General features: G+C 43.6%; 11 protein-coding genes. 5 read left to right on the forward strand and 6 right to left on the reverse strand.

Translation table 11 applies throughout. From position 1 onward, the window contains the following. Nucleotides 1-3: 3 nt before the first annotated feature. Nucleotides 4-1,350 (reverse strand): glutamate-cysteine ligase family protein, encoded by a 1,347-nt coding sequence (locus RMY27_RS08220; protein ID WP_322662095.1) that lies wholly within the window; start codon nt 1,348-1,350, stop codon nt 4-6. Nucleotides 1,351-2,057: 707 nt separating this feature from the next. Here RMY27_RS08220 and RMY27_RS08225 point away from each other — a divergent pair. From RMY27_RS08225 to RMY27_RS08245, 5 genes are all read left to right on the forward strand, one after another. Further along, a complete protein-coding gene (locus tag RMY27_RS08225; RefSeq protein WP_322662097.1) occupies nt 2,058-2,453 on the forward strand; it encodes a hypothetical protein in 396 nt (131 codons plus the stop codon). Nucleotides 2,454-2,616: 163 nt separating this feature from the next. Further along, a complete protein-coding gene (locus RMY27_RS08230) occupies nt 2,617-3,162 on the forward strand; it encodes a pentapeptide repeat-containing protein (RefSeq protein ID WP_322662099.1) in 546 nt (181 codons plus the stop codon). Nucleotides 3,163-3,382: 220 nt separating this feature from the next. Further along, on the forward strand, nt 3,383-3,832 hold the full coding sequence (locus RMY27_RS08235; RefSeq protein WP_322662101.1) for a DUF1392 domain-containing protein: 450 nt from the start codon (nt 3,383-3,385) through the stop codon (nt 3,830-3,832). Between the two features lie 222 nt (nt 3,833-4,054). Beyond that, nucleotides 4,055-4,906, forward strand: a complete 852-nt coding sequence (locus RMY27_RS08240; protein ID WP_322662263.1) for a cyanophycinase — start codon at nt 4,055-4,057, stop codon at nt 4,904-4,906. A gap of 262 nt (nt 4,907-5,168) precedes the next feature. Then, the gene (locus RMY27_RS08245; protein WP_322662103.1) at nt 5,169-6,806 is read left to right on the forward strand and encodes an alpha/beta hydrolase; all 1,638 of its coding nucleotides are present in this window, start codon (nt 5,169-5,171) and stop codon (nt 6,804-6,806) included. 380 nt (nt 6,807-7,186) lie between these two features. Here the strand turns inward: RMY27_RS08245 and RMY27_RS08250 are convergent, their stop codons facing one another. From RMY27_RS08250 to RMY27_RS08275, 5 genes are all read right to left on the reverse strand, one after another. Next, nucleotides 7,187-8,164 (reverse strand): ABC transporter permease, encoded by a 978-nt coding sequence (locus tag RMY27_RS08250; RefSeq protein WP_322662104.1) that lies wholly within the window; start codon nt 8,162-8,164, stop codon nt 7,187-7,189. Continuing rightward, complete coding sequence (locus tag RMY27_RS08255) at nt 8,115-9,701, reverse strand: sugar ABC transporter ATP-binding protein (RefSeq protein ID WP_322662106.1); 1,587 nt, start codon at nt 9,699-9,701, stop codon at nt 8,115-8,117. The genes RMY27_RS08250 and RMY27_RS08255 overlap by 50 nt, the downstream gene beginning before the upstream one ends. A 505-nt stretch (nt 9,702-10,206) precedes the next feature. After that, complete coding sequence (locus tag RMY27_RS08265) at nt 10,207-11,772, reverse strand: GMC family oxidoreductase (protein WP_322662108.1); 1,566 nt, start codon at nt 11,770-11,772, stop codon at nt 10,207-10,209. Next, the gene (locus RMY27_RS08270; protein WP_322662110.1) at nt 11,769-12,599 is read right to left on the reverse strand and encodes an MIP/aquaporin family protein; all 831 of its coding nucleotides are present in this window, start codon (nt 12,597-12,599) and stop codon (nt 11,769-11,771) included. The genes RMY27_RS08265 and RMY27_RS08270 overlap by 4 nt, the downstream gene beginning before the upstream one ends. Nucleotides 12,600-12,603: 4 nt before the next feature. Further along, the gene (locus RMY27_RS08275) at nt 12,604-15,261 is read right to left on the reverse strand and encodes an MGH1-like glycoside hydrolase domain-containing protein (RefSeq protein WP_322662111.1); all 2,658 of its coding nucleotides are present in this window, start codon (nt 15,259-15,261) and stop codon (nt 12,604-12,606) included. Between the last annotated feature and the right edge of the window lie 194 nt (nt 15,262-15,455).

Genomic DNA, 15,455 nt, shown 5'->3' on the forward strand with positions numbered 1-15,455 from the left:
CGATTAATGCTGCTGTAGCAACAATCCTTCATCACTATCCAAAGCTGCAAGGGGATTTTCTATATCTATCGATGAAACCTGTGCTTCTAGTTTGTCACAACTTGAGCGGACTAAACGCAAACCGGCATCTAATGAAAGTTGAGTAGTTGTTGGAGTAAACTTTTGCAAGATGCTGGCTTCTATTGTCTGATATTGATCAAGGTTTCTGCTGAGTTTTGTCAGAAAATTTGCTCCTTCGCCACCAACAGCGCTGGCAAACTGCAAAATGGAATCGACGTAAGCTCTAACTTTGGGGTTTTTAATTCCTTCTGTAGCTGAGGTTAAGAGCAATTCCCCATTAAGATATTCAAAATCTGGTACATACAAGCGATCGCCAACTAGTTCAAATATCTGCATTCCTTTAGATGGTTTTACTGTTAAGTTCTCATGCCTGACTCGATCGGCCAATTTTTCCAGCAATGTAATTACAAGTAAAATTACAGAGGGAAAGTTGCTATCTATACACCTTATTTCTACTGTGCCGAGTTTGTTGAGTCGAACTGGATTCCAAGCTGATTTGAGTAAGCTAACTCCCGCTTCTTTGAACAGGTTCGGTTCAATTGAGGCTTTTTCCATCGCTTGCAGCCAAGCATAATAACGAGCGAACTGCTGCTCAACTAAACCCTCAACACTTTCGGCATAAGGCATGAGTCCACCGACAGGTTGTAAATTAGTATAAACTCCCTCCCAACCGAAGGTTTCGCTACCTCGATAACGAATTGTATGTGCGGCTAGTCCTAACGCCTGTCCTTCATAAAAGGGACACGCCCGCGTCAGGGAAATAAGTGCAGAGTCACAAGCTGTAGCTAAATTATAGATATTTAATAGTTCTTCTCGCTCAATTGATGTTGAGTTGTAAGATACTGCAACACGAGGGTCAATAACCCCAGACGGGACTTCCAAATGCAGGTGTGTACCTGTACATTTTCCAGCGTGCAAAAATTTTGAAATGCCGACAGTTCGCGCTTGGATATGGTAATTAGGGCGATCTCGCATAACTGGCATACTAGGCAAAGGATAGCTAGACAGAGGGTAAAGACGTAAACCCATCTGTTGCGCTACAGAGATCGCCAATTTGAGATTTTTGAGATAAACTCTCGCTAGTTCCTTGGCAGTGTCGGCAGGAGGTGTGTTAATTTCTACCATGCTTTTAACGAACTCTGCCACAAAGTAATTTGGGTTTAAACCTTGTGCTTGAGCTTTGAAGTGACAACTCTTTAAAAACTCATCGGCGCGATCGCTCAAGCTACCAACTTCGTCTACCAGAAAAAATTCTTGCTCCAGACCAATACGACGCTTGACTATCGCCATCTAGACCTCCACAAGGGTAATCTCGCCACAGCCTCAATATATGTAGCTTAAAGGATAAAGTTACCGCAAGACAAAATTGATTTGAGTCAATCGACTTGGAGAATCGTAATATCAGATTGTTAGAGATTTTGTTGTCTAACGAAGTTATCCTCAAGGGAATTTAGATTAATACTTAATAATATTTCGAGAAGTGTTTTCCACTTTCAGACATAGGATAAGAGCAATGATTGGCAGATAAGCTTTTATACTTACCAACGATTATATTTTTTTAGTTTTACTCTGTGCTGCGGTTATTTCTTCAAAATCTGGTGTTGAAAATTTTTTGTATCCTTCATTACATGTTTAAGTAACTTAGTTATTCTTTAAGTACGATTCAAATTAACTATTTGGATTGAGGTTTTCATATTAGATATATTCTTAACTAAAGATATGTGGGCTTTAGCGATCGCTAGTTATGTAGTTTGTAGATAACCTCTGCACAGATACGTCTATTAATTGCTATACACAAGAAAATATAAATTGATTAGTAAAAGTTAGCTCGTGACGTGACTCGCTAACGTATAGCGTCTCCGACAGGAGAAGATATCGCTAAATCAACCAATATAAACAGTCACGATTACAATGACCTCACCGCTTTGCGTCTACGTCTGCCATGCCAAACACCTGATTACCTTTATTTTGCTGTTACCAATATTTTGGCTAAAAATATGAGCGAGAACGACCCATCTTTATCAAATCCAGCTATTTCCCCAGATCAATCTGTTGTTGCATCAGGGCAAGCTCAACCTAATACACCTACTAATGTTGCAGGGAGTGCAATGTTAGATGCACAAGCTGCAATCGGAGGGAACGAACCGGAGGGAGATCCGACTAACTTTCCTATTGCTACTAACTTTACAAAAGCTGACGCAAGTGGCGATCCCAAAACTGCTGGAGCTTCTACTATCATGGGGCCTTATTCTACAGATGAGCAACTCTCCGAAAAGGGTTCCGTCAATCTCCAGAACAATCCAGACATTCCAAGCGATCGCATACAAGGAACTTTACCTAATACCGACCCGATTGGGATGCCGATTGATCCTGAAACCAACCTTCAAGAATAGTCTAGTTCAAGTTGCTTTCAACAGCGATCGCAGGAAAAGGGCTGGGCATATTATTTTTTGGAGATCCTGAAATAAGTGTTCTGGCTTTGAAGTATTTTCAGCAATCCATCATTTCAACCAAAATCTCAAGTCTTGTATTTGAACAAAAACGGGGTATTAGCCGATGGACGTAGAAGAACTCAGGCAACTATATGCCGCAGGAGAGCGAGACTTTAGTATCGCTGACTTGAGGGGTGCAGTTTTGGAAAACATCAATCTCAGTGGTGCAATCCTACATGGGGCGATGCTGGATGAAGCAAATTTGCAACAGGCGAATCTCAGCCGTGCTGACTTAAGCGGGGCTACGCTCAATGGTGCAGATTTAACAGGCGCTAATTTAAGTAAAGCCGATTTGAGTGATGCAATTCTTGACAATGCAATATTAGAAGGTGCAATTCTTGATGAAGCCGTTTTAAATCAGGCTAATCTCAAAGCTGCTAACTTGGAACAGGCGATTCTTAGTGACGCTGACATCCGTGAAGCTGATTTGAGTGAAGCTAATTTAGAAGCAGCAGATTTGAGCGGGGCAGATTTGGCGATCGCGGATTTACATCAGGCAAATCTGCACCAAGCTGCATTAGAAAGAAGCAATCTCACCGGAGCTAATCTAGAAGATGCCAATTTAAAGGGGACTATTTTAGAGGGCGGCAACAACAATCTTGCAACCTAAGTTTTGCTCAAGGTTGAGTCAATATATGAAGAGGAAATGACAAAGTTTTTCAGGAACTCTCCCAGATCATTTAAATGTAGTGATTGTTCACAAAGCTTCAAACCATTGAATAGAAATGATTGTATAAATACCAGATTCCAGTGGAAACACTTAATTTATTTACTGGGCGTTGGCGCAATTAATAAATCTGAAGTGTCTAAAATTAGAGGCGGAAAGCATTATGATTAACCAAATTACACTTTTGGAATCTTGCTGGCATATTTCTCCTCCGTGGGGTAAAGTCATGCCTCCATTAGCAGTTCAGATACTAGAAGAAGTTTTCCTATCAAGCTCTGATTTACCAGGCTACTGTTGTGGTATTCACTGGGAAGGACAGGAATGGATTTATGCAATTGCTTGCCTTGGTGAAATACTTTACTTGCGTTCTAAAGAATTTCATCCAACAAATGTATTCAAAAATGCTGCTGTTCTTGCTTCGCTTTTAAAATTAGGCGACATGGTTGAAGTTGATTTTACTCTCCAACCAACACGTCGTATTATTCAAGGGATTTTTAGGCTCAAAAGCAATTGGCTTTATGGTGTGGAGTGGTCTGCCCCAATTGTGGAAGAAACAGCATTCACTCAAAGCCAACTCATCTGGCTTGCTGATATTGATTTAGTAAGGGTGTAGCATTGTCAATAAATGATGTTGAAACTATAAACCAAAATGGTTCAGCAATAACTACAAAAGTTTTGTAGTTCTCATTTTCATTTTAGGTTACTCATCTTAAAATCAATAATTTTATTCCTAGAATTTCTCATCTTTAAGGAAGCATTTTAATATCTCCAAAGACTGATTACGTAATATTAGGAATTATAGTTAACTAAAATTAATTTAATATCAGGAGTCATTATTGTGGAAAGTAATAGCAAACAAGAACTCATCATTATTGGAGGAGCTGAAGATAAAAAGGAAGATTGTCAAATACTACGCGAGTTTGTACGACGCGCTGGAGGTACAAAAGCAAAAATAGTAATTATGACAGCAGCGACAGAACTACCTAGAGAGGTTGGAGAAAATTATATTAGAGTATTTGAAAAGCTAGGAGCTGAAGATGCCCGTATTGTTGATACGGAAACTCGTGATGACGCATATTCTTCTACGGCATTAGAAGCTGTCAGCAAAGCTACAGGAATATTTTTTACTGGAGGAGATCAAGCTCGAATTACAAGCACTCTTAAAGATACCGAACTTGACACAGCTATTCATAAACGTTTTGCTGAAGGAGCAGTTATTGCAGGCACAAGCGCAGGAGCAGCTGTGATGCCAGATAAAATGATTGTAGAAGGCGATTCTCAAACTAACCCCCGGATAGAAATTGTAAATATGGGGCCAGGTTTAGGCTTTCTACCGGGAGTAGTAATTGACCAACATTTTTTACAGCGTGGACGTTTAGGGCGCTTAATTTCAGCTTTGATACAAGAGCCTGCTGATTTAGGATTTGGTATTGATGAGAATACAGCGATGGTAGTTACTGATAAACAAGTTGAAATCATTGGCGAAGGTTCAGTCACAATTGTCGATGTAGAGGGTACATATAACAATATGGGCGAAATCTTAAAAGATGAGGCTTTAGCGATTTGTGGAGCAAAGCTTCATATCTTACCGCATGGCTATAAATTTGATTTAAAAACCCGTCAACCTATCTTAAATAATGGCTATATCCCAGATGCGTCTGTGTTAGCCAATTCAGAAAATATTTAATGTTGAACAGAGTCATCAACCAAACCTTTATGGCTTAAATTAACAAGAGTATCCAGTTTTGCAAAATATCAAGCGATTAGAAATTAGGGCTATACAGATTAAAGCCGTAGGCTACACAAAGGAAGCCGGTCTAGCCCCAGACTTATAGCTAAAGGGCGATTAGCCAAAACTGGATATTCCCAAATTAACGAATTTAGGACAAGTAAAATGGCTTGAATTCGTTGATGAATTATGCGTAACGTACTATTTTAAGTGGCACATAATGACTCGTATTACAAGTAAAAAAACTGTCTGGCAATTGGCTTTGAGAGTTTTTAGCATAGGATTGCTCCCTGTACTAACTGCAAATCAAGCTTTCGGTGCAGAGCGGATAAAATTTAATTACGGTGCTTTAGAACGGTCTATCCCAATTAGTTCGCTTGAAACCTATGCTAGAACAGGCAAAATGGATGAAGATTTTGCTGTATATAGTCAGTATATAGACAAAAAGCAACTAACTCAACTGCGTCAAACTTTACTAACTCCTATTAATTTAAATCAAGTAGGGGTTTCGCAGTTTCTTTATACGCCAATTGGGGAGCGATTATTAGAAACATTGGGTAAAGTTATTCAGACTGAATCTAGATTATCAGGTTTTTATGCAATTCGCGCAGCATTAATATTAGCTGCCGCAGATCCCCAGAACTTTACGCTTTTAAATGTCTTACAGAAATTTCCAGCTAGTTCAATTTCAATTAATTTAAACCAGGCTTTAGAAATTGTAAATTCATTACAGAATTTAGCTAATCAAACGCAAAATGCAGTAGCAATTATTAATCAACAAGCCCAACAAAAAACAACCACTGCTTCTACACTTAACCTGGTTCCCTTGAGAGACTTAGGACAAAACGGAAGTTTTCGTTTTTCTAAGCAAACTATTGTTCTCAATGACTTAACGCGTCGCAGAAGGTTTCCAGCCGATATTTACCTTCCCATTTCTCAAACTCCTCGTTCGATAATTATTATTTCGCATGGGCTAGGTTCCGACAGAACAAGTTTTGCATATCTAGCTGAACATCTCGCTTCCTATGGTTTTGTGGTTGCTGTTCCCGAACATCCTGGTAGTAATTCAAGACAACTGCAAGCATTATTAGCAGGTACAGCAGATACAGTTACCAATCCTAGAGAACTCATTGATAGACCTTTAGATATCAAGTATTTACTAGATGAGCTTACTCGTTTATCAAAGTCTAACCCAACATTTAGGAAACGTTTAAATTTAGAACAAGTTGGTGTAGTAGGACAATCCTTTGGTGGATATACGGCATTAGCATTGGCAGGCGCCAAGATTAATTTTGAACAGCTACAAGCCAATTGTCCAGCTTTTGAAGATACATTAAATATTTCGCTCTTACTTCAGTGTTTAGCTGTCAATTTACCAAGTGGTAGCTATAACTTATCCGATGCAAGAATAAAAGCAGTAATTGCAATTAATCCAGTTGATAGTAGTATTTTTGGTCAAGCTAGCCTCAGCCAAATAAAAATTCCAGTGATGATTGTATCTGGTAGCGCTGATACTATAACTCCGGCTTTAACAGAGCAAATTCAGCCTTTTATTTGGTTAACAACTCCCAATAAATATTTAGCACTTATCAATGGTGGCACACACTTTTCTACTATTGCAGAATCAGCCAATAGAGTTGTGTCTGTTCCTACACAAGTAATTGGTTCTAGTCCAGCTTTGGCACGTCGTTATGTTAAAACTTTGAGTGTTCCCTTTCTTGAAACTTATATCGCCGGACAATCAAGTTACCTTCCCTATTTGAGTGCAAATTATGTTAATAACATTAGTCAGCAACCGCTACCTTTAAGTTTAATTACATCTCTGACATCTGAACAACTACAACTTCCGTTTCAATAAACTCAGCCCATCTGCACAATACGCTGCTGAAAAAGCACGACAGTCATGCCCAGCGCCACATCGCCAAGATACTGTTCTGTCGCATGATGTTCATCAGATTAACAGGTGTCAGGAAGGTTTGATAACGAAAGAATGCGAAAATAGCCAAACTAAGGAGCATGAGCAGCACGCCCTGGGAGGTGATATCATATCCGCTTGATTGCTTATTAAATCCGAAGAACCCCACCCCGCCAAAGCTGTGCTTTGTCTCCCCTCCCGAAGAGCGGGGAGGGGTTGGGGGTGGGGTTCTTTTATTATGGGTAATTTGGCGGACATGATATGAGGAGCTTGGCAAGACGCTTCCCTGCAAGCGCAAGAGACTTTGTGGCAGCCATGAGGCGTTAAACCTCCCTCGGACGCTGCAAAAAAATAGCGAAAAGAATGATTACGGATTTCAAAACCAATGACCAGGTAAAGGGAATCAGGAGCATATTGAAACTTGTGGAGATCACCTGCATGAGAAGGGCCCCCACAACAGTGCCGAGGATGTTTGCCCGGCCACCGGAGAAGGGCGTACCGCCAACAACAACAGCCGCGATCGCATCAAATTCTGCGTTGACACCGACCTTGCTCGGATCGCCCATACCCAGCCTCGCTGTCTCGACGAGTCCGGCAACCCCAGCAAGCAGGGCGCTAATTATATAAACTATATATTTCACGCGCTCCGCACGGATACCCGCAAGCCTTGCAGCCTCTTCGTTGCCGCCAACTGCGACGATATGACGCCCAAAAAGCGTAGAGCGGATACAGAAGAAAGCTGCCGCGATCGCTGCTGCCGCAATGACAACTTGAATTGGTATAGAACCGAGATAGCCCTTTCCCAGCGCTTCAAATGTAGGATGGACGAAGGGAACAAGCTTACCGTCCCCGATAACCTGAGCAATCCCACGCCATAAGATCAGAGCCGCCAAGGTGGTGATCAAGGCATCAAGTTTTAGACGCGAGATCAGAAAGCCATTAATCAGACCAACCAACAGAGCCGCGCTCAAAGCGAACAAGATGGCAACAGTCATCCCATACTTAATCAGCAATGCCACAATGACTGAAACCAATGCCATCGTAGAGCCAACCGTCAGGTCGATACCACGGGAGGCAATGACAAAGGTCATGCCAACGGCAATCAACATTGTTGTGGATACTTGCAGCAACATATTTAATGTGTTGCTAACTGTAGCGAAACGCGGAGTGAAGATGGCGTTCGCAACATAGAGAATTAGGAGTGCCGCAAATGCACCGAAGTTTGGGTTCCACAGGGTTCCCCCACCCAGATCAGACTTCTTGCTCTTCATTTGGGTTTTGCTCTGTTTGGGATTGTCCACTGACGATTTCCTGATGATCTGCACCTTCCGCCATTGCGTGCAGAATTGCCTTTATGTTCTTCTGCTCGCCGCCCAGTTCCGCGATTGACTGCCCATCACGCAGGACGACAACACGTTGCGAACCTTCAACTAACTCTTCCACTTCCGATGAAATCATTAGAACTCCCAGCCCTTGCTCTGCTAGTTCGGCAATTAGCTGCTGAATCTCGCGCTTTGCACCAACGTCGATCCCACGAGTCGGCTCATCGAGGAGAAGAATTTTTGTATTCTTGCACAGCCATCGTGCCAGAAGCACCTTCTGCTGATTGCCGCCCGATAGTTCGTGGATCTTCTGCTCGGTGCTGGCTGCCTTAATGTCAAGACGCTGCATGAAACGCTCTACAAGCTCGTTCTGTTGTTTCCTGGAAACAATGCCCCATTGTGTCAGGTTCGGTAAGGCAGCTAGCGTCAGGTTTTCGCGCACCGAAAGCTCAGGGATGATGCCGTCTGCCTTGCGATCCTCGGAAAGGAAAGCTATCCCAGCAGCGATCGCATCATGAGGATCGCGCAGGGATAAAAGACTACCTTCGAGTTTTACAGTTCCACCCTCAAGTGGTTCAGCCCCGAATAGGGCACGTACTGTTTCACTACGACCAGAGCCGAGCAAACCCGCAATCCCAACGATTTCGCCATGCCGCATTTCAATGGAAACGCCATTGAGCCGTTTTTTATATTTGAGAGCTTCCGCCTGGAGCAGCACTGGCCGATCTAGGGTGTTTTGCGAGTGTCCTGCAAACGCCGTGACTCCTTGGCTCACCTCTTCGGGTTTACGACCTAGCATAAAACAAACGAGTTCCAGACGAGTCAGCGTGGACAGTGATCGCGTTACGATGTTGCGCCCATCACGCAGCACCGTCACGCGATCGCACACGGCATAAAGTTCTTCAAAACGGTGACTGACGTAGACGATGGATGTCCCTTCCGACTTGAGCCGCCGCATGACATCAAAAAGAACAGAAACTTCAGTTTCCGTCAGTGAACTCGTGGGTTCATCGAGGATCAGCACCCGCGCACCAAAGGAGATGGCGCGGGCGATCGCCACCATCTGGCGATGGGCAATATTCAGCGAATCAACCACTGAGTGCGGGTCGATATGCAACCCCAGGCGCTCCAGGATATCTGTCGCCCTAGCGTTCATCGCCCGTCTATCAATAATGCCGAAGCGATGCGGCTCCCTGCCCAGAAAAATATTCTCAGCAACAGTTCGGAAACCCACCAGTTGGATCTCCTGGTAGACGGCTACGATGCCTGCCGCCTGCGCTTCGGTCGGGTTCTGGAATGCAACGGTTTTCTGGTCGTACTCTATTACACCTGAGTCCCGTCGATAAGCCCCCGTCATAATCTTGATCAGCGTCGATTTGCCAGCGCCATTCTCTCCGACCAGTGCATGAATCTCGCCTGCCTTCAGTTCAAAATCCACATCCCAGAGCGCTGGCATGCCGGAAAAACTTTTTTTAATACCCGTCATGCACAGGACATTTCTAGTCGCCTGATTCATCGGCTTTACCTAGTTTTTGTCTTAATTGCCGATAGTGGAGATCCTTTACTTGGCACTATAGTAATGTTTTTTGTCCATCGTGGAAGCTCAGGATAGTTCCAGGTTATCTTTTTTCTATTTTAGGGTGAGAACTACCTAGTACAGCACGTGAAACGCAATTGTTCACAGCCATGTATTGGAAACGGTTTTAAAGGTTTTATCAGAATGTGGCAGAGGAAGTAGACTTTTCTACAGGTAATTATTGACCTGACCACTCTAGAAAAACGTGGGAAATTTCAAGACTTTGAGGATTTAATAAGAGTTTATAACGGTAAGCGTGGTCTGCATCTGGTGGTTTAAATGCTGATTACCTAGCAGTATCTATTTGGTCAAAATCTCATTTTATGGTAGTTGAAAAATTTTTATGAAACTCCCTCTGGGTAGCGTTTTCAGGCGTTGCATGGCGGCTCATAGCTTCGCTACTTTCTGCCCTATTTCTTTATGCTCTTTTTTGGCAAAGATATTGTCATTTCAAGCGCTCTAGTAAATGATCGCCAACTCGCAATGAATTAGCGATAATTGTCAGCGTAGGATTGACGGCAGAACTGGATGGAAAGAAGCTGCCATCGACAACATAGAGATTATCTACATCATGGGTACGGCAATTCAGATCCAGTACAGAGGTTTTTGGGTCTTCTCCAAAACGACAAGTCCCACATTGATGACCAACCGATTGCAGTGGCATCATGTTGCGGGGATAGAGGCTAAATGGAATACAATGTTCTGCCCGATCAACCTGCTTGAGAACACCTACCCAGCGTTTCGCTAGGCGATCGCTTGCTTCTAGGTTATTGGGTTTATAGTTTAAGTAAAGGCGCTCTTTCTCTATTCGCACACGATTCTCAGGATCGGGTAAGTCTTCAGTTTGCAGCCACCAACCAACTGTATGATCGGCAACTGTTCTCAGTTCTGCTCCTGGTCGTAGCCTTAATAGTGGAGCCAGCAGTGCAGGAACCTCGGCGGGTAGCATATCCGCTAACACGTTGCCAGTATTCTGTACCAAGCCCATCGGGTAGGGAAAATCGGATTCGCCCCAATAAAAATCACTGATGGCGATCGTTTTTTGATAAACAGAAAGATTGAGTTTTGTATTTAGTTGCACCATTGCCATGCAAACATGTTTCATCAGGTTACGCCCTACCTGATCGGAACTGTTTGCCAATCCATTGGGATGTTGGTCATTGTGCGATCGCAATAATAATGCTGCCGAGTTAATCGCGCCACAAGCAACTACAACAATATCGCCTGTAAAGAACTGAGTTTCACCGTCAATTTCAGCTTCTACGCGGGTGACTTCTCGACCAGAGGGACTTGTATGTAAGCGTGTGACTTTGGCTTCAGTCAGTAAAGTAATATTTTCATCATGGCGAATGTGTTGAATACAGTTAACTTCAGCATCGGCTTTACCTTGAGTTAAACAAGGAAAGCCATCGCAGGTATTACAACGAATACAGTTCCCCAGGCTTTTATCTACTTCATTAAGTTTCAATCCCAACGGCAGGTTGAAGGGATGCAAACCAGCTTGCCTCAGACCGTTAACAAGTTCCTGTATTCTGGGTTCATGGTGTACGGGAGGATGAGGATAAGGTAAACTCCTAGCTGCCTCGGTGGGATCGATACCCCCTTGACCGTGGACATCATAAAGCTGCTCTGCTTGGGTGTAGTACGCTTCAAAGTCGCGGTATTTTAATGGCCATTCCGGTGAAATGCCGTCCTTGTGTTCTACCTGCTCAAAATCACGTTCCCGTAATCGCAACAAAGCTGCACCATAAACTTTGGTATTACCACCAACCCAGTAATTCATTGCTGGACGGAAGGGTTTATGGTTTACGTCATACCACTGTTCTTGAGTGTGATATCGTTCTTTTTGATAAACTTCCAGCGCACTCCAGTTTTCCTTTTCTCGCGGTAAAAATTTACCCCGTTCCAAAATTAAAATTTTCTTACCACTGGAAGCAAGATGATAGGCCAAAGTGCCGCCACCCGCCCCAGTGCCGATAACGATCGCATCATAATGAGTGTTCGTTGTCATGATTGTTCTCCTGGAATTGGCAGAGAGTCGCTCAAATCGATTTTGCCGTGACGATTGTAGTCACAGCGAAAAATACAGCGTTTGTGATTGGCGTGATGCAATTTGGCACACTTGACGGCGCGTTTGCCAAATAGATATTGATATACTCCTGATGCCAGCAACATCCCCGCAGGTGGCACAATTATATACAGCCAAAATGCTGTCCAAACTTGGGCAGGGAAGGCAGAAGCAAGGCTGCGGGCAGGATTCATGCCAAAGCCAGATAGAGGAGCTTCAAAAAAAACGTAAAGCATTACCAGACATCCGGCAAATAAACCTGTAAACCGATTGAGTTTCTGGTTGTTACTACTTAGTAAAACGGTCATCATCATTACAAATGCGATGACTAGTTCGCCCAATAAAGCCACAATCCAACCTGATGTTCCTGGCACGGTGACGATGTAATTCACTGGGGCTTTAGTGAACATCTGACCCAGCAATAATGCCACCAAATAAACCCCAAATAAGCCGCCCAAACATTGAAACAGAATGTAAAAAATAGCATCCTGACGTTTGACTTTTCCCAGACGATAGAAGGTGAGCGTGACAGCAGGATTCATGTGTGCGCCGGATTGCTTGCCCCAAGGAGAATAGATAATGGTAATTGCCGTCAACCCCATAACCACACCAATTAAAAACCGACGCAAATCACCATTGGGAATTGCTTGATGAATTGGAGAACCAGGATACTCAAACACACAACTAAATATTCCCGCAGCAATCAGAAATAATCCCAGTTGTCCTGCTTCCATTAAGTATTCTGGTAAATGGTTTCTAAATGTTTCCATGCTGCTACTCTTGCGCTCGGTGTTCAGCATTTTGGAGAATCAGCGTGGCGACTAATCCTGTCCAGCCTGTTTGATGACTGGCTCCAATACCCGCCCCGTTATCTCCATGAAAGTATTCGTGGAATAAAATATAGTTGCGCCAATGGGGATCGGATTGAAATATTTCTAGACCGCCATATACCGGACGACGACCTGCACTATCCTGCCCAAAGATCGCAACTAAGCGACGAGAAAGCGCGATCGCCACTTCCCTTAGTGTCATTTCTTGCCCGGAACCTGTGGGATATTCCACCTTCAAGCTATCTCCGAAGTAGTCATAAAACTTCCAGAGTGCTTCAATAATTAAGTAGTTTACCGGGAACCAAATCGGGCCACGCCAGTTAGAGTTACCGCCAAACAAACCTGTGGTAGATTCGGCGGGTTCGTAACGAACGCAGTAATCATGTTCGCCTTGATGTAATACATAAGGATCTTTTAGGTGATACTTGGAGATGGCGCGAATTCCGTAATCACTCAAGAATTCATTCTCGTCTAACATCCGTTGCAGAATACGTTTTAACTTTGTCTGGTAAGCGATCGCTAATAGCCTTCTTGCGCCTACCCCTGGTGTTTCCATGCAGGCGACATTATCTTTTAAGTCAGGACGATTGCGAATGAACCATTGCATCCGACGCTTGAAACCTGGAAAACGCTCTAAAGTTTCTAATTCCAGCACTGTGACAGCGTAGAGGGGAATTAAGCCTACCATTGAGCGCACTTTGACGGGAAATTGCCGTCCATCAGGTAAACGCAGGGCATCGTAGTAAAAGCCGTCTTCTTCATTCCACAGCGAAATATCTGCATTCCCAATGCCGTCAATGGCATCGGCAATGTAGAGAAAATGCTCGAAGAACTTGCTGGCAATGTCTTCGTAGGTAGAATCTTCTTTGGCGAGTTCCAGGGCGATCGCTAGCATATTTAAACAGTACATTCCCATCCAGCTTGTACCATCTGCTTGATTGAGATGGCCGCCTGTGGGCAGTTCCCTGCTGCGGTCAAATACCCCTATGTTGTCTAGCCCCAAAAACCCACCCTGAAAAACGTTCTTACCTTCTACATCTTTGCGATTTACCCACCAAGTAAAATTCAGCAACAGCTTGTGAAAGACTTTTTCCAAAAAAGCGCGATCGCCTTTTTTGCAAAACTTCTGCTCGATTTGATAAACCCGCAAAGCTGCCCACGCCTGCACGGGTGGATTAACATCACCAAATGCCCATTCGTAAGCAGGTAATTGACCATTGGGCTGCATATACCATTCGCGTGTGAGGCGATCTAGCTGCAACTTGGCAAAATTTGGATCGATCACAGCTAAGGGAATCAGGTGAAATGCTAGATCCCAAGCAGCAAACCAAGGGTATTCCCACTTGTCTGGCATCGAGAGAATATCTTCACTAAACAGAGAAATCCACTCATGGTTGCGTCCAGCCTGTCGTTCCGGTGGAGGCGGCGGTTGTTGGGGATCGCCCTTGAGCCAGTCATGGACGACATAGTTATAATACTGCTTGCTCCATAGCAAGCCGGCAAAGGCTTGGCGCTGAATATTGCGCTCATCCTCAGAAATTGGGAAGGAACAGATGCGCTGATAAAATTCATCAGCTTCGGCAATGCGTGTCTGGAAGATTGTGTCGAAATCTTTGCCAAAAGGATCTGTGAGTGTTTGCACATCACTCAACCGCAGGCGCACAATTTTAGTTTCACCTGGATTGATTGTTAATTTGTAGTGAGAAGAAAACTTTGTGCCTATGCGTTTAGAATTGACGGCTGCTGTTTTTCCATTCACTACATACTCATTAATGCCATCTTTGACATAAGTTGAGCTATTTTTGTAACCAAATAATCGTTCGTAATTGGTTTCGTTGTCGGTAAACAGGAGTTCTGTATCTCCTTGGCAGTAAAGCCAACGAGTTCCCAGGTGAGAATTCTCGGCTTCAATTAAACTGAAGTTGGAATCTGAGCTAACCACTTTCATAAAAGGTTTCTCAATTTCGGGATTCCAAGCCCAGATATTACGAAACCAGAGTGTTGGCAGTAGATGGAGTGTGCTAACTTCTGAACTGCGATTAGCGATCGCAATTTGAATTAAAATATCTTCCGGTGCGGCTTTGGCATACTCGACAAAAACATCAAAATAACGGTTTTCGGCAAAGATGCCTGTATCAAGTAGCTCAAACTCTGGCTCAAATTTACTTCGGCGCTGATTTTCTTGTACCAGTTGCGTGTAGGGAAATGCTTGTTGGGGATACTTGTACAAGCATTTCATGTAGGAATGGGTGGGCGTATTGTCAAGATAAAAGTAATATTCTTTAACATCTTCACCGTGATTCCCCTCTGTGCCCGTTAGTCCAAATAATCGTTCTTTGAGAATGGGATCGTTGCCATTCCACAGAGCGATCGCAAAACACAAACGTTGCCGACTATCGGAAATACCTGCAATGCCGTCTTCGCCCCAACGATAAACACGCGATCGGGCATGATCGTGAGGAAAATAATCCCAGGCAGAACCGTCGTGGCTGTAATCTTCCCGCACCGTTCCCCATTGGCGATCGCTGAGATAAGGCCCCCAGCGTTTCCAGTAGGCAACACGTTCTTGATCCTGCTGCAATCTTACTTCTTCTGGAGTCATGTCGCTTCGCTCCGAATTCAAAATTCAAAATTCAAAATGGGTATGGGGAATGAGGCTTTGAACTCCATTAATAAGTCTTTGAACTCCATTAATGAGTCTTTGAACTCCATTAATGAGGCTTTGAACTCCATTAATGAGTCTTTGAACTCCATTAATGAGTCTTTGAACTCCATTAATGAGTCTTTGAACTCCAT

This window comes from Nostoc sp. DedQUE09 (assembly GCF_034530915.1).
Lineage (GTDB): Bacteria > Cyanobacteriota > Cyanobacteriia > Cyanobacteriales > Nostocaceae > Nostoc.

Excerpts from the sequence above, each read along its gene's own strand:
- RMY27_RS08265 (WP_322662108.1), bottom strand. The coding sequence starts at position 11,772 with ATGACAACGAACACTCATTATGATGCGATCGTTATCGGCACTGGGGCG.
- RMY27_RS08235 (WP_322662101.1), top strand. The coding sequence starts at position 3,383 with ATGATTAACCAAATTACACTTTTGGAATCTTGCTGGCATATTTCTCCT.
- RMY27_RS08255 (WP_322662106.1), bottom strand. The coding sequence starts at position 9,701 with ATGAATCAGGCGACTAGAAATGTCCTGTGCATGACGGGTATTAAAAAA.
- RMY27_RS08270 (WP_322662110.1), bottom strand. The coding sequence starts at position 12,599 with ATGGAAACATTTAGAAACCATTTACCAGAATACTTAATGGAAGCAGGA.
- RMY27_RS08220 (WP_322662095.1), bottom strand. The coding sequence starts at position 1,350 with ATGGCGATAGTCAAGCGTCGTATTGGTCTGGAGCAAGAATTTTTTCTG.
- RMY27_RS08275 (WP_322662111.1), bottom strand. The coding sequence starts at position 15,261 with ATGACTCCAGAAGAAGTAAGATTGCAGCAGGATCAAGAACGTGTTGCC.
- RMY27_RS08245 (WP_322662103.1), top strand. The coding sequence starts at position 5,169 with ATGACTCGTATTACAAGTAAAAAAACTGTCTGGCAATTGGCTTTGAGA.
- RMY27_RS08230 (WP_322662099.1), top strand. The coding sequence starts at position 2,617 with ATGGACGTAGAAGAACTCAGGCAACTATATGCCGCAGGAGAGCGAGAC.
- RMY27_RS08225 (WP_322662097.1), top strand. The coding sequence starts at position 2,058 with ATGAGCGAGAACGACCCATCTTTATCAAATCCAGCTATTTCCCCAGAT.